This is a genomic window from Pandoraea sp. 64-18, from assembly GCF_001899225.1.
Taxonomy (GTDB): Bacteria; Pseudomonadota; Gammaproteobacteria; order Burkholderiales; family Burkholderiaceae; genus Pandoraea; species Pandoraea cepalis.
Genome location: NZ_MKVU01000016.1, coordinates 120770 through 140087 on the forward strand (window position 1 = coordinate 120770; position 19318 = coordinate 140087).

At 64.8% G+C, this 19318-nt stretch carries 15 protein-coding genes; 8 read left to right on the forward strand and 7 right to left on the reverse strand.

From position 1 onward, the window contains the following. Positions 1-7 precede the first annotated feature (7 nt). The 4 genes from BGP02_RS14150 to BGP02_RS14165 all read left to right on the forward strand — a co-directional run bounded on the left by BGP02_RS14150 (position 8) and on the right by BGP02_RS14165 (position 5205). Positions 8-730, forward strand: a complete 723-nt coding sequence (locus tag BGP02_RS14150) for a gluconate 2-dehydrogenase subunit 3 family protein (protein ID WP_017235146.1) — start codon at positions 8-10, stop codon at positions 728-730. 3 nt (positions 731-733) lie between these two features. Next, on the forward strand, positions 734-2509 hold the full coding sequence (locus BGP02_RS14155) for a GMC family oxidoreductase (RefSeq protein WP_017235145.1): 1776 nt from the start codon (positions 734-736) through the stop codon (positions 2507-2509). Between the two features lie 14 nt (positions 2510-2523). Next, on the forward strand, positions 2524-3924 hold the full coding sequence (locus tag BGP02_RS14160) for a c-type cytochrome (RefSeq protein WP_410007600.1): 1401 nt from the start codon (positions 2524-2526) through the stop codon (positions 3922-3924). Between the two features lie 168 nt (positions 3925-4092). Beyond that, positions 4093-5205, forward strand: coding sequence for a linear amide C-N hydrolase (locus BGP02_RS14165; protein WP_217425921.1), 1113 nt, complete (start codon positions 4093-4095; stop codon positions 5203-5205). A 127-nt stretch (positions 5206-5332) separates the two neighbouring features. Here BGP02_RS14165 and BGP02_RS14170 read toward each other — a convergent pair whose 3' ends face one another. The 7 genes from BGP02_RS14170 to BGP02_RS14200 all read right to left on the reverse strand — a co-directional run bounded on the left by BGP02_RS14170 (position 5333) and on the right by BGP02_RS14200 (position 14527). Then, positions 5333-6307, reverse strand: a complete 975-nt coding sequence (locus BGP02_RS14170) for a transketolase family protein (RefSeq protein ID WP_217425922.1) — start codon at positions 6305-6307, stop codon at positions 5333-5335. A 50-nt stretch (positions 6308-6357) separates the two neighbouring features. Then, a complete protein-coding gene (locus BGP02_RS14175; protein ID WP_261938825.1) occupies positions 6358-7215 on the reverse strand; it encodes a transketolase in 858 nt (285 codons plus the stop codon). A 109-nt stretch (positions 7216-7324) separates the two neighbouring features. Next, positions 7325-9187: a TRAP transporter large permease gene (locus tag BGP02_RS14180; protein WP_150564648.1), complete on the reverse strand. Its 1863-nt coding sequence runs from the start codon at positions 9185-9187 to the stop codon at positions 7325-7327. Positions 9188-9245: 58 nt separating this feature from the next. Further along, positions 9246-10265: a TRAP transporter substrate-binding protein gene (locus BGP02_RS14185; RefSeq protein WP_150564649.1), complete on the reverse strand. Its 1020-nt coding sequence runs from the start codon at positions 10263-10265 to the stop codon at positions 9246-9248. A gap of 55 nt (positions 10266-10320) precedes the next feature. Continuing rightward, positions 10321-12663, reverse strand: a complete 2343-nt coding sequence (locus BGP02_RS14190; RefSeq protein WP_261938823.1) for a molybdopterin-dependent oxidoreductase — start codon at positions 12661-12663, stop codon at positions 10321-10323. Next, complete coding sequence (locus tag BGP02_RS14195; protein WP_286798764.1) at positions 12660-13562, reverse strand: PCC domain-containing protein; 903 nt, start codon at positions 13560-13562, stop codon at positions 12660-12662. The genes BGP02_RS14190 and BGP02_RS14195 overlap by 4 nt, the downstream gene beginning before the upstream one ends. A gap of 71 nt (positions 13563-13633) precedes the next feature. After that, positions 13634-14527 carry an IclR family transcriptional regulator gene (locus BGP02_RS14200; protein WP_286798766.1) on the reverse strand — a complete coding sequence of 298 codons (894 nt, stop codon included), beginning with the start codon at positions 14525-14527 and terminating at the stop codon, positions 13634-13636. 253 nt (positions 14528-14780) lie between these two features. On the opposite strand from BGP02_RS14200, the gene BGP02_RS14205 reads away from it, so the two are divergent. The 4 genes from BGP02_RS14205 (at position 14781) to BGP02_RS14220 (ending at position 19298) form a co-directional block, all read left to right on the forward strand. Then, a complete protein-coding gene (locus BGP02_RS14205; RefSeq protein WP_286798768.1) occupies positions 14781-15602 on the forward strand; it encodes an SDR family NAD(P)-dependent oxidoreductase in 822 nt (273 codons plus the stop codon). Positions 15603-15716: 114 nt separating this feature from the next. Further along, the gene (locus tag BGP02_RS14210; protein WP_261938819.1) at positions 15717-16475 is read left to right on the forward strand and encodes an SDR family NAD(P)-dependent oxidoreductase; all 759 of its coding nucleotides are present in this window, start codon (positions 15717-15719) and stop codon (positions 16473-16475) included. A 34-nt stretch (positions 16476-16509) separates the two neighbouring features. Next, positions 16510-17679 carry an acetyl-CoA acetyltransferase gene (locus BGP02_RS14215; RefSeq protein WP_286798769.1) on the forward strand — a complete coding sequence of 390 codons (1170 nt, stop codon included), beginning with the start codon at positions 16510-16512 and terminating at the stop codon, positions 17677-17679. Beyond that, positions 17676-19298: an acyl-CoA synthetase gene (locus BGP02_RS14220; protein ID WP_268567560.1), complete on the forward strand. Its 1623-nt coding sequence runs from the start codon at positions 17676-17678 to the stop codon at positions 19296-19298. The genes BGP02_RS14215 and BGP02_RS14220 overlap by 4 nt, the downstream gene beginning before the upstream one ends. Positions 19299-19318: the final 20 nt, after the last annotated feature.

Genomic DNA, 19318 nt, shown 5'->3' on the forward strand with positions numbered 1-19318 from the left:
GAACCCCATGTCACAGGACAAGGAACCGCGCCGGCGCTTTTTGCGTCAGGTGCTGGCGATCGTACCCGCCACGACCCTCGCCACCGGTGCCACGCTGAGTCAGTCCGCCTGCAGCAGCGACAAGCCCGCCGCCCCCGCCGCATCCACCACGCCCTATGAGCCCAAGTACTTCACCGCCGACGAATGGCGTTTTGTGAATGCCGCCGTCGACCGCCTGATTCCCGCCGACGACCTCGGCCCGGGGGCGCTTCAAGCCGACGTGCCACAGTTCATCGACCGTCAGATGGAAACGCCCTTCGGGCACGGCAAGCTCTGGTATATGCAGGGGCCATTCCATACCGATCAGCCTCCCGAGATGGGCTACCAGTTGAGTCTCGTGCCGCGCGACATCTATCGTCACGGCATTGCGGCGTGCGACGCTTACTGCAAAAAGCAGTACAACAAGGCATTTGCCGAGCTCGATCACGCCACGCAGGAGACCGTGCTCGGCGATCTGGAGCACGCGAAGGTCGAGTTCGATAGCGTGCCGGCGCGCACGTTCTTCTCCTATCTGCTCGCCAATACGAAGGAAGGTTTCTTCTCGGATCCGATCCACGGCGGCAACAAGGACATGGTGGGCTGGAAGATGGTGGGCTTCCCCGGCGCGCGCGCCGACTTCCTCGACTGGGCGGATCAGCCGAACGTCAAGTACCCGTATGGGCCCGTGTCGATTTCCGGAAAGCGGGGCTAATTCATGGCCATCAAGAAAGACAAGGTCGACGCCGTCATCGTGGGCTTCGGTTGGACCGGGGCCATTCTCGGCCAGGAACTCACCGATGCCGGGCTCAACGTCGTGGCGCTCGAGCGCGGTGCGATGCGCGACACGCCCACCGACGCGCAGTACCCCAAAGTCATCGACGAACTCGAATACTCGGTGCGCGGCAAGCTCTTCCAGGAGCTGGCCCGCGAGACCGTTACGATTCGTCATACGCCGGACGATCTCGCTGTGCCTTACCGCCAGAACGGCTCGTTTCTGCTCGGCAACGGCGTGGGCGGCGCGGGCTTCCACTGGAATGGCATGCACTACCGCATCCTGCCCGAAGAGCTGAAGCTGCGCAGCCATTACGAGGAACGCTACGGCAAGAAGTTCATTCCCGACGGCATGACGATTCAGGACTTCGGCGTGAGCTATGAGGAGCTGGAGCCGCACTTCGATTTCGCCGAGAAAGTGTTCGGAACGTCGGGCAAGGCCGGCAACCTGAACGGCACGATCGTGCCCGGCGGCAATCCGCGCGAGGGGGCGCGGTCGAGCGAATTCCCCACGCCGCCACTACAGACCACCTATGGCGCGACGCTCTTCGAGAAGGCGGCCCGCGAAGTCGGCTTCAATCCGTACCCGGCCCCCGCCGCGAATACCTCTCAGCCCTATACGAATCCGTACGGTGTGCGTCTCGGGCCGTGCAACTTCTGTGGCTTCTGCGAAAACTACGGCTGTTACATGTACTCGAAGGCATCGCCGCAGACGACCATTCTGCCGGTGTTGCTCAAGAAGCCCAATTTTGAGTTGCGCCCGCACTCATACGTCGTCAAGGTCAATCTCGACAGCGACGGCAAGAAGGCCACGGGTGTGACGTACATCGACGCACAAGGCCGCGAAGTCGAGCAACCGGCCGATCTCGTCATCATGGCCGCGTACCAGATGCACAACGTGCGCCTGCTGTTGCTCTCCGGCATCGGCAAGCCCTACGATCCGAAGACGGGCGAGGGCGTTGTCGGCAAGAACTATGCGTACCAGATGAACGGCGCCGTGAACGTGCTGCTGCCCAAGGGCACGCAGTTGAATCCATTCATCGGCACGGGCGCGGGCGGCGTGTCGATGGACGATCTGAATGGCGACCAGTTCGACCACGGGCCGCTGGGCTTTATCGGCGGCGCGAGCATCCGTCACGTGCGCACGGGCGGGCGCCCGATCAAGATGACGCCGAGCGTGCCGGGCACACCGTCGTGGGGCAGCAAGTGGAAAGCGGGTGTGACGGACGCGTATCAGCGGTTCATGACGATCGGCATTTCCGGCTCGGTCATGTCGTATCGCGACGCGTGTCTCGATCTCGATCCGACCTACAAGGACGCCTACGGTGTGCCGTTGCTGCGCATGACGTTCGACTGGCATGACAACGAGTACGCCATGCTGGGCTATATGGGCGACCGCATGGAAGCGGTCGGCCGCGCGATGAATCCGGAGAAGGTGTTCCGCGCGATCCGCAAGAAGGGCACGCACTACGACACCCGGATCTACCAGAGCACGCATACGACCGGCGGCGCGATCATGGGCACGAACCCGTCGAACAGCGTGGTCAACAAGTACCTGCAAAGCTGGGACGTGTCCAACGTGTTCGTGATGGGCGCGTCGGCGTTCCCGCAGAACATGGGTTACAACCCCACGGGCGTGGTGGCGGCGCTGGCGTACTGGTCTGCGAAGGCGATTCGCGAACAGTACCTCAAGAACGCCGGCCCGCTGGTTCAGGCGTGAGGAGCGCAACCATGATCCGCAAAACGATGATGAAACGCTCCGCGATCGCACTTGCCGCCGGGACGCTGGCGTTCGCGGCCGTTGCCGTGTGGGCGCAGAATGCTGCGGCGCCGGCCTCGGCACCGGCCGCACCCGCCGTGTCGCCGACGCCGATGGCACCCGCCACGACGGCCGCCGGCAGCCCGGCGCCCGCCGCGAACGACCCGCAGGCGCAACTCGTGAAGCAGGGCGAATACCTCGCGCGCGCGGCCGATTGTGCCGCGTGCCACACGGCGCCCAAGGGGCTACCGTTCGCCGGCGGCCTGCCGATCGCCTCGCCGATCGGCACGATCTACTCGACGAACATCACGCCCGACAAGGACACCGGCATCGGCAGCTACAGCCTCGAGGACTTCGACAAGGCGGTGCGCCACGGGGTCGCGAAGAATGGCGCGACGTTGTACCCGGCCATGCCGTACACGTCGTACGCGAAGGTGCGTCCGGCCGATGTCAAGGCGCTGTACGCCTACTTCATGAACGGCGTGAAGCCCGTCGCGCAGACCAACAAGTCGACCGATATCCCGTGGCCGATGTCGATGCGCTGGCCGCTGTCGATCTGGCGCAACATGTTCGCGCCCGCGGTCGTTGGCGATACCGCCTCGACCGATAACGATCCCATCTCGCGCGGACGCTATCTTGTCGAAGGCCTGGCCCATTGCAGCGCCTGCCACACACCGCGCGGCTTTGCGTTTCAGGAGAAGGCGCTCACCGACGACAGCACCGCATTCCTGTCGGGCGGTGTGGTCGACAACTTCCTCGCGAAGAATCTGCGGGGCGATGTCACCGACGGTCTGGGCAACTGGAGCGAAGGCGATATCACGGCGTTCCTGAAGGGCGGACGTAACGACCACTCCGCGGCGTTCGGCGGGATGACGGACGTGGTGCAGCACAGCACCCAGCACATGAACGATGACGACCTCACGGCGATTGCCAAGTACCTGAAGACGCTCAAGCCGGTCGATCCGAACGCCAAGGCGCTCGCCTATGACGACACCGTGGCCAAGGCATTGCGTACGGGCGCAGGCAAGGGCAACGGTGCGCTCACGTTCCTCGACAACTGCGCGGCGTGCCATCGCAGCACCGGCAAGGGCTACACGCAGACGTTCCCAACGCTCGCCCTCAGCTCGACGGTGAACTCGGCCGATCCGACCTCGCTCATCCACATCGTGTTGCGCGGCGCGGAAATGCCGTGGACGAAGTCGGCGCCCACGCATTACGCGATGCCGAGCTTCGACGACCGGCTGACCGATCAGGATGTGGCCGACGTGCTGACGTTCGTGCGCTCGAGCTGGGGCAACAAGGCGCCGGCGGTGACAGCCACCCAGGTGGCCAAGGTGCGCAAGGAGGTTGGCGCAGCGGCGCAACCGCAGCGCTGAGCCGGCAAATCGTAGGGCCGGTGACCGGCCCCAGGGGGGAAGTCGAGGCCTCGCCAGGCAGCATCGCTGGCGGGGCTTCGTTGTTTGCGATCGGGCGGGGGAGGGGGCGAATTCCATCGTTATACTGATGGTTCTTGCGCAATCGTCTCCCCAACGTGAGGTATCACCATGCCCCGAATGTTCGTCAAGACCTTGCCGTGTCTCGTCGCCGCCGCAACGCTCGCCTTGTCCCCGCTGTCGGCACTGGCCTGTACCCGTGTGGTGTATCTCGGCGCGAACGACGACGTGATTACCGCGCGCTCGATGGACTGGAGGGTCGACGTCGCCACCAATCTCTATGTGTTGCCGCGCGGCATGACGCGCTCGGGCGAGGCGGGGCCCAACTCGCTTCGCTGGACGGCGAAGTACGGCAGCGTGGTGGCCACGGGCTACGACGTGTCGACGACCGACGGCGTCAACGAGAAGGGGCTATCGGCGCAGTTGCTCTGGTTGGTGGAGTCGCAATATCCGACGTTCGACAAGGGGTCGAAGCCGGGGCTGACGATCGCGGCCTGGGCGCAGTACGTGCTGGATAACTTCGCGACGGTCGCACAAGCCGTGGCGGCGCTGGAGAAGACGCCGTTCACGATCGTGACGGACAACGTGCCCGGCGAGGATCGGATCGCGACGCTGCATCTGTCGATGTCCGACAAGTCGGGCGACAGTGCCATCGTCGAGTACATCAACGGTCGGCAGGTGATTCACCACGGCCGCCAGTATCAGGTGATGACCAATTCGCCGACGTTCGACGAGCAGCTTGCGTTGAACAGTTACTGGAAGCAGATTGGCGGAACGACGTTCCTTCCGGGGACGAATCGCTCGTCGGATCGCTTTGCGCGAGCGTCGTTCTACATCAATGCGATTCCAAAGACCGAATCGCCGGTCGAGGCGTTGGCGAGCGTGTTCAGTGTCATTCGCAACGCGTCGGTGCCGTTCGGCATCACGACGCCGGGCGAGCCGAATATTTCGTCGACGCGTTGGCGCACGGTCGTCGATCACAAGCGCATGCTTTATTTCTTTGAATCGGCGCTCACGCCCAACACGTTCTGGGTGGATCTGAACAAGGTTGATTTCGCGGCCGGGGCGCCCGTGAAGCGGCTCGATCTCGGCAAGGATCAGCGCAATACCTTCAGCGGTGAGGTCTCGGCCGATTTCAAGGTGGCGCCGCCGTTTCCGTTTCTGGGGTTGCGCGACGGTCCCGTCCCTGCGTCGAAAGACCGATCAGGAAGCACCGGCCTGTGAACGGCACGCGGCCGCCCTGACGCCGTCGACCGTCGCCGATAGCCAACGTGCCCGGCATGCGCCGGGCACGTAAGGCGGATGGCGCATCCGTCATCGCGCTGGCCTGCCGCACCTCACGCCGTCCACGTCACCCCAACCAATGCTTGATCGATGCGATCATCGCGTTGCGCGAAATGCCATAGCGATCCTGCAGCACCGGGAGGGAGCCCGCGTCCAGGAACTGGTCGGGCAGACCGATGTGGCGAAAGCGCGTCGATACCTCGGCGCGCATGAGCGCACCCGCTACCGCTTCGCCCAGACCACCGATCACCGTGTGGTTTTCCGCAATGACCACCAGACGCCCGCCGCGCGCTGCTTCGCGCACGATGGTCGCCTCGTCGAGCGGCTTGATCGTCGGCACGTGCAGCACCGCCACGTCGACGCGATCCGCCGCCAGTGCCTTGGCGGCGTCGAGGGCGCGCATGGTCATGAAGCCGGTCGAGATGATCAGGACATCGTTGCCATCGCGTATCGGCTTGGCTTTGCCCAGCTCGAACTTATAGCCATACTCGTCGAGCACCAGCGGAACGTTGCCGCGCAGCACGCGCATGTACACGGGGCCGGGGTGGTCGGCGATGGCCGGCACGATCTGCTCGATATCCAGCGCGTCGCACGGATCGATCACGGTCAGGTTGGGCATCGCGCGAAAGATCGCAATGTCATCCGTGGCCTGGTGGCTGGGGCCGTAGCCCGTGGTCAGGCCCGGCAGGCCGCCGATGATTTTGACGTTGGCATCCTGCTCTGCGACGCCCTGCGAGATGAAGTCGTAGCATCGGCGTGCGGCGAAGGTCGCGTAGGTAGACGCGAACGGGATGAACCCCTCCTTGGCCAGTCCGCCGGCGGCGGTCGCCATCAACTGCTCGGCCATGCCCATCTGGTAGAAGCGCTCCGGATAGGCCTGCGCAAAGATGTGCATGTCCGTATATTTCGCGAGATCGGCACTCATGCCGACGATCTCTGGACGCGCATCGGCCAGCGCCACGAGCGCCTTGCCGAACGGTGTAGCGCGTGTGCGGTGTCCCTCATCGACCGACGACGCGATGATGGCGGGCGCGGCGGGCATGGCGTTCTGACGGGTTTGGGTTGTCGTCGGTTGATCGGCTACGGACGTGTTCATGCTGCGCTCCCTTGCGCGTTGAGCGCGCTGAATGCTCGTTGCCACTCGGGCGGGTCGAGGCGGATGAAGTGATTCTTTTCGCGGGCTTCGAGGAAATCGACGCCTTTGCCCATCTTGGTGTCGCAGATGATGATGCGCGGCACGGGCCGGTCGTGCGATCGGGCATTGTCGAAGGCTTGGAGCACGGCCGCCAGGTCGTTGCCATTCACGCGTTGTGTGTAGAAGCCGAACGCCTCGAACTTCTGCACCAGCGGCTCGGTCGGCATGATGACCGTCGACGGGCCGTCGGCTTGCACGCCGTTGACGTCGACGACGGCAATGATGTTGTCGAGCTTGAACGCCGAGGCCGACGTTGCCGCTTCCCAGGTCGGGCCTTCGGCAAGCTCGCCATCACCCATCAGTGTGTAGACGAACGACGTCGACTGCTTGCGTTTGAGGCCGAGTCCCATGCCGACGGCCATCGGCAGGCCAAGACCGATCGAGCCGCCCGACATTTCCGCGCCCGGCGTGTACGACATCATGCCCGACATCGGCAGGCGGCTGTCGTCGCAACCGTAGGTGACGAGTTCCTCCCTCGGGAAGTAGCCGGCCTCGGCGAGCACGGCGTAATGCGCGATGGCGTAGTGGCCGACTGACAGCAGGAAGCGATCGCGGGCCTCCCATTCCGGGTCGTGCGGCCGCACGTTCATCGCATGCAGATAGGCGACGGCCAGCACGTCGGCGATCCCCAAGGCTTGCGCGACATAGCCTTGGCCCTGAACCTCGGCCATGGTGATGGCGTTGTGGCGAATGCGATGCGCGCGCTGCGCAAGCGTACTCAGGGTATCGGCGGGTGGGGATGCAACGGTGCTCATAAAGTCTCCTGTGCAAAGTGGACGTGTCCCGGCGCGCGTCGGGCCACGCGCTGCATGGCAGCGCGCGCCGCGTTGGCAGAACCGGATTTCGGGCGTGAAACGGGGAAGATCAGGTCAGGAAGCCCGTCGAGAGCCAAGGCACGGCGGCGACCAGCACCAGGCCGACGGCCAGCGCGACGATATAGCCGACGATGGGCCGCATGCCCTCGTCGGGATGAACCTTGCTGATGACGCAGGCGGAGTAGTAGCCGACGCCGAACGGTGGCGCGAACAGGCCGATGCCCATGGAGAGCACGACCACCATCGCATAGTGCACTTCGTTGATGCCCACGCTCTGCGCGACCGGGAACAGCAGCGGGCCGAACAACACGATGGCGGGAATGCCCTCCAGTACGCTGCCCAGAACGATGAACGCCAAGATGGAGATCGCCATGAAGCCGACCGGACCACCCGGAACGTCGCGCATCGCTGCAGCGAGCATCGTCGAGAAGCCTGATTGCGTAAGCGACCACGCCATGCCGGTCGCCGCACCGATAATCAAGAGGATCGCGCCCGTCAGCGAGGCGGTCTCGACCAGCATCGGATAGACCCGCTTGGGGTCGAAGCGGCGATAGATCAGTATCCCGATCGCGGCCGAATAGACAATACCGATGGTCGACACTTCCGTCGCCGTGGCAATTCCTTCGATCACCGCGACACGGATCACGAAAGGCAACGCGAGCGCGGGCAGCGCGATGGCGAAGCTTTTCGCGATCTCCCGGCCTGAGGCGCGCGCGCCGCTGCCCACCTTCTCGTTGCGATAGCGCCACCACACCAGCGTGCACAGCGTGACGCCGAGGATCGCGCCGGGCAGCAGGCCGCCGGTGAACAGGGCCGCAATCGATACGCCGGTCACTGAGCCGATGGTGATCAGCACGAGACTCGGCGGAATCGTCTCGGTTTGAGCGCCGGTGGCGGCGAGCAGCGCAACGAGGTCGCCGGGTTTGGCGCCTCGGCGTTGCATCTCCGGGAACAACACCGGCGCGACCGCGGCCATGTCGGCTGCCTTCGAACCGGAGATGCCGGAGACGAGGTACATCGCGCCGATCAGCACGTACTGCAGGCCGCCGCGCACGTGGCCGAGCAGACTGCCGAGGAACGCCACCATCGAGCGCGCCATGCCCGTCATCTCCATGAGCAGGCCGAGGAACACGAACAGCGGCACCGCGAGCAGAATCAAGTGGCTCATGCCTTCGTCCATCCGGCCCGCCAGAATCACGACCGGTGTGGTGGTGCCGAGCGACAGGTAGCCGAAGGTGGCGAGCGCGAACGAGAAGGCGATCGGTACGCCGGTAAGCACCATCAGCGCCACGAAGCCGACGAAGAAGATCAGCAGGTTCACGTTACCAAGCCCACGCAGCACGGGTTGCGCAAGCAGCAGCGCGCCGATGATCGCGCCGATCGTTACCGCGGCAGTGACGACCATGCGCAAGTTGCCGTGACGGACCAGTCGCAGCAGCGCGGTCAGCACCATCAGCGCGCAGCCCACCGGAATTGCGGCGGCCCGCCACGAGTCGGCAATTTCGAGCGCCGGCGTCGTGATGAAGGCCTGGTCCGCCGCGAAGTCGTAAGCGCTCGGCATGAACAGCAGCAGGAACGCGAGCGGCGTGGCGATCGCCAGCACATCGAGGAACGCGCGCCGGCCGGCGTTCATGCGGCCGACCAGGGCGGTCATGCGCATGTGTTCGCCGCGCTGCAAGGCAATCACGGAGCCGAGCATCGCCAGCCAGATGAACAGGATCGAGGCCAGCTCATCCGACCATACCAGCGGGCTGTGGAATACGGCGCGACTGACGACCCCGGCGAACAGCGTGACGATCTCAGCCAGCACGAGCAGTGCGGCCGGTAGCTCGACACACTTCGCCAAGGTGAATTGCAGCGCGGCGATCAGCCCCTCCTGGGCAGGGGCTGCCGGCAGTATGCCTTTGTTCATGCGAGTCTCCAGCCTGGCGCGGTTCATACGCTGTCTCCTTCGAAAGGCCTATGGGGGCTCAGAGCGTGCGGCCCGCACTCTTTTGCAGCAGTGCCCAGGCCTGCTCGCCGAACTTGCCCTGCCATTCCTTGTAGAAGCCGGCGGTCTGGAGCTTGTTCTGGAAGGCCGCGGCGTCGACTGAGTTGAAGGCAATGCCTTTCGCGGTGAGGTCCTTTTCGAGGGAGTCGTTGAGCGCGGCGACATCGGTGCGCTGCTTGAGCGCGGCGGCCGTGATCTGATCCTCGATCACCTTGCGGACTTCCGCCGGCAGCTTGGCCCACGACGCGCGGTTCGACAGGAACCAGAAGCCGTCCCACATGTGGTTGGTCTTTGCCACGTACTTCTGCACTTCGTAGAGCTTGGCCGAATTGATCGTGACCAGCGGGTTTTCCTGTCCGTCGGCGATCTTCGTCTGCAGCGCCGAATAGACTTCCGCGAAGTTGATGGTGAGCGGCGCCGCGCCGAAGCCCTGGAACATCGACGTCCACATCGGCGACGGGGGGACGCGAATCTTGAAACTCTTCAGGTCGTCGGGCGTCTTGATCGTTCGCGTCGACGAGCTGATCTGGCGGAAGCCGTTGTCGAAGATCTTGGGGAACGGGTGCAGGCCGCCGCGCTCGATCTGCGCGCGCACGTAGTCGCCCAGCTCGCCATCCATCGCGCTCCACACATGGTCGTACCCCTTGAACGCGAAGCCCACGCCACTGATGGCGGCCTTGGGCACGAGCGTCGAGAGGATCATCGGCGACAGCGTGAAGAAGTCGAGCGCGCCGGCGCGCAACTGCGACAGCATGTCGGTGTCGCCGCCGAGCTGGTTGTTCGGGAACACGCGCAGGTCGACCTTGCCGCCCGTCTCCTTGCGGATGGCCTCGGCGGCCTCCGTGATGCGTACCGTCAGCGGGTGAGTGATCGGCGCGTTGTTGGCGTACTTCAGCGTGAAGTCGGCCGCGTAGACGCGCGTGTGCTTGAGGATCGCCGGGGCCGCGATCGCAGTACCCAGGGAAAGCTTCAGCATCGAACGGCGGGAAAGGCTCTGCATGATGTGTCTCCTGAAGATTGCTTTTTTGGATTTGGGTGCCTGATGCGAACGGGCGCTAGAGGCGCTCGGTCGGTGCGGCGGTTGCGGCAGTGATGTCGGTCGTGATCTCGGTAGTGAAGAGAGGTAAATCGAAGGCACTCACCGGCGGCGGGTGGGTGACCGGCGCGCTGACCTCGACCAGGCATGACTGCGCGGCGCAGCCCTGCGACAGGCCCGAGGCCGGCACGTCGGCCGTCAAGACGTTGGGATTGCCATGCTTGTCGCGCCCGGTGTCCGGTTCCGGGTCGTACCAGGCGCCGGTGGACATCCGCACCACGCCGGGCAGAATGCGATCGGTGATGCGCACGCCCGCGAGGCAGCGACCACGCGCGTTGAACACCTCGACGATGTCGCCGTCGTGGATGCCGCGTGCGGCGGCGTCGCGCGGGTGGAGGTAGAGCGGCTCGCGGCCCCGAACTTTGTTGGCGGCGCTGTAAGGGCTGCCGTCGAGCTGGCTGTGCAGTTTGTTGCGCGGTTGGTCCGAAAGCAGGTGCAGCGGATAGGTCGACGCGAGCGGTGCGCCGAGCCATTCGGCCGGCGGCAGCCAGCACGCGTGGCCCGGGCAGTCAGGAATATCAAACGCGGCGATCTCGCGCGAATACAGCTCGATGCGTCCTGATGGCGTATTCAGCGGCGCAGCGGCGGGATCGGCGCGAAACGCCTCGAGCATCACCACCGGCCGCGCGCGTGAATGGAGATCGACCATACCCACGTCGCGGAAGGTGTCGAAGTCCGGTAACGCGATGTCGGCGCGCGCATAGCGCTTGCGCGTCTCCTCGTACATGTGCCTTAGCCACTGGTCGGCGTCGCGGCCCTCGGTAAATTCCGCGAAGACGCCGAGTCGTTGCGCGAGACCCGCGAAGACGGTGAAGTCATCGCGCGATTCGCCGACCGGCTCGTCGATCTTCGCCATCCACATCAGGATCGCTTCCTGTGACGCGTAGCCGAGGTCGTCGCGCTCCAGCGACGTGGAGATCGGCAGCACGATGTCGGCGTGTCGCGCGGTCGCGGTCCACGATTGCTCGTGGACAACGATCGTGTCCGGCTTCTGCCAGGCGCGCAACAGGCGGTTGATGTCCTGATGGTGGTGGAATGGGTTGCCCCCGGCCCAGTAAACCAGGTGCGTGTCGGGATAGCGATAGCGCTCGCCGTCGTAGTCGAACGGCTCGCCGGGTTTGAGCAGCATGTCGGCGATGCGCGCCACGGGAATGAACTCGCTGACCGGATTGCGGCCTTGCGGCAGCGTGGGTCCGCCGAGTTTGTCGTGCGGCGTGCCCAAGGTGTTCACGCAGCCGTAGCCGACGCCGAAGCCGCCGCCGGGCAGGCCGATCTGGCCGAGCATCGCGGCGAGGGTGACGACCATCCAGAACGGTTGCTCGCCGTGATGCGCGCGCTGTAACGACCACGCGACGTTGAGCATCGTGCGGCTCGCGTGCATGCGGCGCGCGAGCGCGGTGATCGTGTCGTCCGACACACCGGTGATCGGCTCCGCCCACGCGGGCGTCTTCGGAATGCCGTCGACATGTCCGAGCAGATACTGCTCGAATTCGTCGTATCCCGTGCAGTGCGAGGCGAGGAACGCGGGGCTGTGCAGATTTTCGTGACGCAGCACCCAGGCGAGGGCAAGCATCAAGGCCGTATCGGTGCCGGGGCGCGACGCGACCCATTCGACCTCGCCGCCGGTGTCGAGATTGTCCGAGACCGGGCCGACGTTCACGAACTTGACGCCGGCGTCGTGCATCGCACGCAGTCCACCAGGAACGCGATGTCGCCCGACGCCGCCCGGTGCCGACTGGGCATTCTTCTGTGGCACGCCGCCGAAGGTCACGAACAGTTCCGTGTGTTCGGCGAGCACGTCCCACGAATGGTGATAGCCGATCAACTCGTTCATGTCGTCGACGACATGCGGCATGATCACGTGCGCCGCGCCGAGGCTGTATGAATCCCGATGGCGGACATAACCGCCGACACAGTTCAGGAAACGATGCACCTGGCTCTGGGCGTGGTGGAACCGGCCCGCGCTCGCCCAGCCATAAGATCCGCCGAAAATCGCCGTGTTGCCGTAGGTCTCGCGAACCCGCGCAAGTTCCTTCGCGACGAGATCGAGCGCGACGTCCCATGACACTTCGACGAAGGGCTCCTTGCCGCGCAGATGCGTGGCGCTTCCCGGTCCATTCTCGAGCCAGCCGCGCCGCACCGACGGACGGCGAACGCGCAGGGCGCGCAGCGAATCGGCGGTCTGGTACGTGCCGATTGGCGAAGGGTCACTGTCTTTCGCATACGGGCGAAGACAGGTCTTGCCCGTGTCGTCGACGCCGGCCTCGTAGACGCCCCAGTGCGAGAGCGTGTATCGCGTCATGCGGCGGTCCCGACGTCGAGGGACTCCTCCAGGAACAGTTCGAAGCAGATCAGCACCGGATTGTCGCCACGTACCACGCGTCCCTGGTGAATGTTGCCGCGCGGGTCGATCAGTGCGATATCGAGCGTCGCCCGCGGTCCATTCGCGGCCTCGGCAACGACGCCGTCCAGCACGAAGATCTCGGTGGCGATGTCGTCGACCGGCGCGGCGTTCTCGAAGCGCGCGCCGACGATGCTGCCGACACTGCCGCGAATCGTTGCCGCGCGCAGACCGTGTTCGTGGCAGACCTGTTCAATGCTCTGCACCAGATCCTCGTTGGGACGAATGCGCGCGACCACGCATCGGCGGCCGGTAGACGCCGGCACTGGCTCGTGCGTAGCCTCGATGGGCACCGGGCGGAACAGCGTGAAATTGGTTTCCGCATCGAAGTCCGCACGCATCTCGGCGTTGGCGATGCCCCACGCGCGCGCCTCGGTGTCCTGCGCGACGATCACCTGGTCGGAGAAGATATGGCCCCCCTGCCAACGACCGTCGGCAGCGCGCCACATGGCATGGCAGTGGATGAACGGTCCGCCGTCGCGGCGACCGACCGTCGCGCAGGCCAGCTCGATCGTGACGGGTTCGTCGATGCAGTGCTGCTCGCTATAGAACGCCACGTGCTCGTCGTCGGGCGACGCCGCTGGGCGGACATAGCGCATCGAGTGCACTCGCAGGCCTTCGATGCGCACGGTCGCCGCGGCCATGCCGGCGGCTTCAAGTGGGCCGAGAATGGCATCGCGCAAGCTTTGGCCGCCGGCCAGGGCGAAGGTGAGCGACAGGGCGTCGCCGACGATGGATTCGATCCGCTGCACAGCCGGGGGGCCGGGCTGCTTCAGGTGACGATGGGAGGGCAGATTCAAGGTGTCTCCAGGCGTTTTGTTGGCGCGTGCGAGGGGGCTCGTTGTCGTCGCCGTCTGGCGACGGACCTGACTTACTTCGCGCGGCGACCGGCGCGAACTGCCGGCACCGATGCATCGGCGGGACGGGCGTCTGACCGTTGTTTCAGGCGTGTCTCGATATTGCGTACCTCGGACTGCAGCATGCGCACCAGCTTTTGCTGACGGTCCTCGCCCATTCGGCTCTCGATCGCGCCGATCGAGAGTGCGCCGGCCGGGGTGCCCGATTCGTCGTGGAACACGATGCCCAGGCCCCATGAGCCGGGGTGAACCAAGCCGCGGTGCATCGAATAGCCTCGTTCGCGCGTCTCGCGCACCAGCGCCCACAGCCCCTCGGGCGTGATCGACGGGTAATGCTCGCGATAACTCGCCGCGTTCGCGCTCAGCGTTTGCTCGACCTCGTCGTCGTCCAGGGCTGCCAGCAGCGCGATGGCGCCGGCGCCCACGCCGAGCGGGTGGCAGTCCCCGATCGTCAGCACCTGCGCGCGCACCGGATACGCGCCCTCCTCACGGTGGATACAAACGGCGTAATCGCCACGGCGTACGGTCAGAAAAGCGGTGTCCTCCGACTGATGCGCGAGCCGCACCACGCTGCCCACGGCGATGCGATGCGCGCCGAAGCGCTCGGCCGCCAGCGTGCCCAGCACGTAGCTTTCGATGCCGAGGTGATAGCGCTTGCTCTGTGGATCCTGCTCGATCAGACGGGCTCGCGTGAGCGCGCCGAGCAGGCGGTGTACCGTGGGCTGCTTCAGGCCGCTTTGTGCGACCAGTTCACGCAACGGCATGCCGACCCGGCTCTGCGCCGACACAAGACTGAGCAACGCCATCGCGCGGTCGATGCTTTGCGAGCCATCTCGTTCGATCGGCACCACGGCGGCCTTCGTGCCTTCGCCTTGCGACGGCATGTCATCGGCTGACGATTGAATCATTTATAAAACTCCACATTGTGGACTGTTGATTCTGAATTTCCTGTGTGAATTAACACTTGCTTAATTCACATTGTGGACGGCTTATGTGCGTAACCCTGCGAAAATTATAGGGATTGGCTCTTCTTTATGAATCGTGGTTAACGAGCACTATCCACAAATGCGGGTAATCTCCTATCCTTTGTTCAACGTATTCTGTTTTATTAAAAGTCCACATTATGGATTTAAAGAAATTGACGAGATCGCGAGGTGGCGTATGAACGAATCCATGAACGCCACGGCGTCGCTGCAAGGCAAGACGGTGATCGTGTTCGGCGCGGGCTGCCGCGGCGATGGCTGGAACAATGGCAAAGCGGCGGCGCTCGCCTATGCGCGTGCTGGCGCAAGTGTGTGTTGCGTCGATCTCGACAGCGATCTGGCCGACGGCACGGCCGATGCGATCAAGCAAGCGGGGGGCACGGCACTCGCCGTGCGTGCCGATGTCACGGACGCCACGTCGGTGGCACAAGTGGTTGCCGAGACGCTGTCGCGCCTGGGGCGCATCGACGTGCTGCACAACAACGTGGGCGTGACGCACATGGGCGGCCCGGTCGAGCTGGACGAAGCGACCTGGCATCTCGCCATCGAATTGAATCTGGGCTCGGTCTATCGCACGGCCAAGGCCGTCTTGCCGCATATGATCGAGCGCGGCAGCGGCGTGATCATCAACATCTCGTCGCTGGCAGCGCTGGGGTGGACCGGCTATCCCTATTTCGCTTACTCGGCCTCGAAGGCGGCCGTGAATCAGGCCACCGTCAGCATGGCGATGCAGTACGCACGCCACGGCATTCGCGCCAACTGCGTGCTTCCCGGCGCGATTCACACCCCGTTGATCTATACGCAGATCGCATCGCAGTACAGCAGCGTGGAAGCCATGATCGAGGCACGCAATCAGATGGTGCCGATGGGTCGCATGGGCGACCCGTGGGACGTGGCCAACGCGGCCGTCTTTCTCGCGTCGGAGCAAGCCCGATTTATCACGGGCGTGTGTTTGCCCGTCGATGGCGGCCAGAGCTGCTCGATGGTTCCGCTCACGTGACGCACAACGTGGGCGATGCGTGACGTCGCGTGAATGCCCATCATCGATTCCACAGTTTCATCGACCCGTGCGGCGTTCAGCGCGGGCATCTCGAATTTGACACAGGAGCCACACATGGAAGCAGAGTCACGGGTCGCGGTGATCACGGGCGGCGCGGGCGGCATCGGCGCGGCGATCGCCGAACGGCTGGCCGAAGATGGGTTCACGGTGATCGTCAGCGATCTGGCACTGGAGGCCGCGCAGGCCGTGGCGTCGGCGATCATGGCGCGCGGACATCGCGCAGATGCCATGACGCTCGATGTGGGTAACGACGATTCGATCGAACAGTTCTTCGCCGCACTCGACGAACGTCATGGCCGGTGCGACGTGCTTGTCAACAACGCCGGCATCGCCAGCCTCAAGCCATTCATCGATTTCCCGCTCGACACGTTCCGCCGCATCATGGAGATCAACGTGACCGGTCCGTTGGCGCTCGCGCAGCACGCGGCGCGTCGCATGCGTGCGCGCCAGTGGGGCCGGATCGTCAACATCGCGTCGACGAGCGGCATCCGCGCCGGTGCCGGACGTACCGGCTACGGCACGTCGAAGACCGCGATGATGGGGCTTACGCGCCAGATTGCGATCGAGCTTGCCCAGTCGGGGATCACGGCGAATGCGATCGCGCCGGGGCCGGTCGAGACGCCGCTCACCCGGCATCACTCGGCGCAGGCGCGCGAGACCTATCTGCGCCAGGTGCCGATGAAGCGCTACGGCCAGCCGAGCGAGATTGCCGCGGCGGTCGCGTTCTTCGCGTCGGAGGGGGCGAGTTTCGTGACCGGCCAGACGCTCGCGGTCGATGGCGGCTTCGTTGCCGCGGGCATCCTCGACGAATGACGCTGGCCTGCACCGAGCTCAAGGAAGAGACAAGATGAATACACAACCCATGCTGGTTGGTTGGGCGCACTCGCGCTTCGGCAAGCTTGATGCGCCTGACGTGGAAACGCTGATGCGGGACGTGATCGGCGACGCGCTGGCGCATGCGGGCGTCGTGGCCGAAGACATCGACGCGGTGATGGTCGGGGTCTACAACAACGGCCTCACACCGCAGGGCTTCGAGGGCGCCCTCGCTTCGCTCGTGCAACCGGGCCTGCGCTTCGCACCCGCGATGCATGTGGAGAACGCCTGCGCGACAGGCTCTGCAGCGCTTCATGCGGCGATGGATTTCATCGCGGCAGGGCGTGGCAAGCTCGCGTTGGTGATCGGGGCGGAGAAGATGACCGCCGTGCCGGGGCGGGCCATTCCCGACATCCTGATGAGCGGGTGTTATCGTCGCGAGGAAAGCAACCCCGACGGCTTCGCCGGCATTTTCGGACGGATCGCGCAGGCGTATTTCGAGCGCCATGGCGACCACAGCGACGCGTTGGCGATGATCGCGGCCAAGAACCATGCGAACGGTGTGCGCAATCCCTATGCGCACTTGCGCAAGGATCTGGGGTTTGCGTTTTGCAATACACCGTCGGAACAGAATCCATTCGTCGCCGGACCGCTGCGCCGCACCGATTGCTCGCTCGTCTCCGATGGCGCCGCAGCGATGGTGATCGCCGCGCCCGAGGTCGCGATGACGATGCAACGTGCCATTCGATTTCGCGCCCGCGTGCAGGTCAACGATTTCCTGCCGCTCGCGAAGCGCGATCCGATCGCGTTCGAAGGGGCGCGTCGCGCGTGGGGCAAGGCGCTCGGCAGCTCTGGGGTGACGCTGGGGGATCTGAGTCTTGTCGAGACGCACGACTGCTTCACGATCGCCGAGATGATCGAGTACGAGGCGATGGGGCTCGCCGCCCCCGGTGAGGGTTGGCGGGTGATCGAGGAGGGGGTGACGTTGCGCGACGGGCGCTTGCCGGTCAACCCGTCGGGCGGGCTCAAGTCGCGCGGCCACCCGTTGGGCGCGACGGGGGTCTCGCAACATGTGATGGCGGCGATGCAGCTCACGGGGGAGGCGGGCGACATGCAGATCGCTGACGCCGCGCTCGCGGGTGTCTTCAACATGGGGGGCGCCGCAGTGGCCAATTACGTCTCGATCATGGAGCGCGCCAAATGAGCTTCATCCACATGACGCCGACCTCGGCACGAGTGATGAACCTTGCGTATTTCGCGACGCGCAACGCGCGTCGTTTTCCGAATCATTCCGCGATCGTTTTCGGCGAACAGCAATGGACGTGGCAAGCGTTCGACGCACGCGTCTCGGCGCTCGCGGCGGGCTTGCGCGCGGTCGGTGTGGGCGCCGGCGATACCGTGCTTGCCCACTCGCGAAACAGCAACGAGATGATCGAGGCGATGGTCGCCGTGTTTCGTCTGGGGGCGGTCTGGGTGCCGACCAACTTCCGGCTCGCGCCGGGCGAGGTGGCCACCATGGCCCGCGTGGCGGAACCGACGGTATTTCTGTGCCAGACGGATTACCCGGAACATGCTGCGGCGGTTGTCGCGGAGCGTCCGGGCTGCAGCATCGTCTGGTTCACTGGCGACAATGCGGTGCCGGACGAATCGCCGCACGTGAGCGCGCTGATCGATCGCCACCTGTCGGCCCCGATGGCCAACGCGGTGGTCGAGCGCGACACGCCGTGCTGGCTGTTCTTTACCTCGGGCACCACCGGGAGTCCAAAGGGGGCGGTGCTCACGCATGGGCAGCTTGCGTTCGTCATCAACAACCACCTGTGTGATCTCATGCCGGGCCTGACGCACGAGGATGGCTCGCTGGTGGTCGCGCCGATTTCGCACGGCGCGGGCATGCATCAGCTCAACGTGATGGCGCGTGGCGGCACGACGGTGATCATGCCGGCCCAGAAGCTCGATCCTGCGCAGGCGTTCGCGCTGATCGAGCGGTATCGGCTGACCAATATGTTCACGGTGCCGACGATTCTCAAGATGTTGGTCGAGCACCCGGCTGTCGACGCGTACGACCACGCGAGTCTGCGTTACGTGATCTACGCGGGCGCGTCGATGTACGAGCAGGATCAGAAGCGCGCGCTGGCCAAGCTGGGGCCGGTGCTGGTGCAGTATTACGGCCTGGGGGAAGTCACGGGCAACATTACCGTGTTGCCGACATACGACCACAACGACGAGACCATCGCGTTGCGACCGCGGACTTGTGGGGTCGAGCGCAGCGGCATGCAGGTGACGATTCAGGACGATGACGGCAACGAGCTTGGGCCGGGTGAGACGGGCGAGGTTTGCGTTATCGGTCCGGCGGTTTTCGCGGGCTATTACCGCAACCCCGAAGCCAACGCCAAGTCGTTCCGCGATGGCTGGTTCCGCACGGGGGACATCGGGCATATGGACGAGAACGGTTATGTGTATCTGACCGGTCGCGCTTCGGATATGTATATCTCGGGTGGGTCCAATGTGTATCCGCGCGAGATCGAGGAATTGATGTTGACGCACGGGGCGATCACCGAGGTTGCGGTGGTTGGCGTGCCGGATGCGCAGTGGGGCGAGGTCGGTGTGGCCGTCTGCGTTTTGCATGCCGCGGAGGGGCTGGACGAATCGGCGCTGCAGGATTGGCTCAAGACCCGAATCGCCAAGTACAAAGTTCCCAAGCGAATTGTCTTTTGGGACGCGCTGCCGAAGTCGGGCTACGGCAAGGTGCCGAAGCGGATGGTGCTCGATGAGTTGAAGCGGCGCGATGAGGCCTCTCAGGAGGTGGAGATGCGGTCGGATTGAGGGGAGGAGGCGGTGCGGTG

Bases quoted from the DNA above. Each gene is read 5' to 3' on its own strand.
- BGP02_RS14205 (WP_286798768.1), top strand. From the start codon at position 14,781: ATGAACGAATCCATGAACGCCACGGCGTCGCTGCAAGGCAAGACGGTG.
- BGP02_RS14190 (WP_261938823.1), bottom strand. From the start codon at position 12,663: ATGACGCGATACACGCTCTCGCACTGGGGCGTCTACGAGGCCGGCGTC.
- BGP02_RS14155 (WP_017235145.1), top strand. From the start codon at position 734: ATGGCCATCAAGAAAGACAAGGTCGACGCCGTCATCGTGGGCTTCGGT.
- BGP02_RS14200 (WP_286798766.1), bottom strand. From the start codon at position 14,527: ATGATTCAATCGTCAGCCGATGACATGCCGTCGCAAGGCGAAGGCACG.
- BGP02_RS14185 (WP_150564649.1), bottom strand. From the start codon at position 10,265: ATGCAGAGCCTTTCCCGCCGTTCGATGCTGAAGCTTTCCCTGGGTACT.
- BGP02_RS14175 (WP_261938825.1), bottom strand. From the start codon at position 7,215: ATGAGCACCGTTGCATCCCCACCCGCCGATACCCTGAGTACGCTTGCG.
- BGP02_RS14210 (WP_261938819.1), top strand. From the start codon at position 15,717: ATGGAAGCAGAGTCACGGGTCGCGGTGATCACGGGCGGCGCGGGCGGC.
- BGP02_RS14170 (WP_217425922.1), bottom strand. From the start codon at position 6,307: ATGCCCGCCGCGCCCGCCATCATCGCGTCGTCGGTCGATGAGGGACAC.
- BGP02_RS14165 (WP_217425921.1), top strand. From the start codon at position 4,093: ATGCCCCGAATGTTCGTCAAGACCTTGCCGTGTCTCGTCGCCGCCGCA.
- BGP02_RS14220 (WP_268567560.1), top strand. From the start codon at position 17,676: ATGAGCTTCATCCACATGACGCCGACCTCGGCACGAGTGATGAACCTT.
- BGP02_RS14180 (WP_150564648.1), bottom strand. From the start codon at position 9,187: ATGAACAAAGGCATACTGCCGGCAGCCCCTGCCCAGGAGGGGCTGATC.
- BGP02_RS14150 (WP_017235146.1), top strand. From the start codon at position 8: ATGTCACAGGACAAGGAACCGCGCCGGCGCTTTTTGCGTCAGGTGCTG.
- BGP02_RS14215 (WP_286798769.1), top strand. From the start codon at position 16,510: ATGAATACACAACCCATGCTGGTTGGTTGGGCGCACTCGCGCTTCGGC.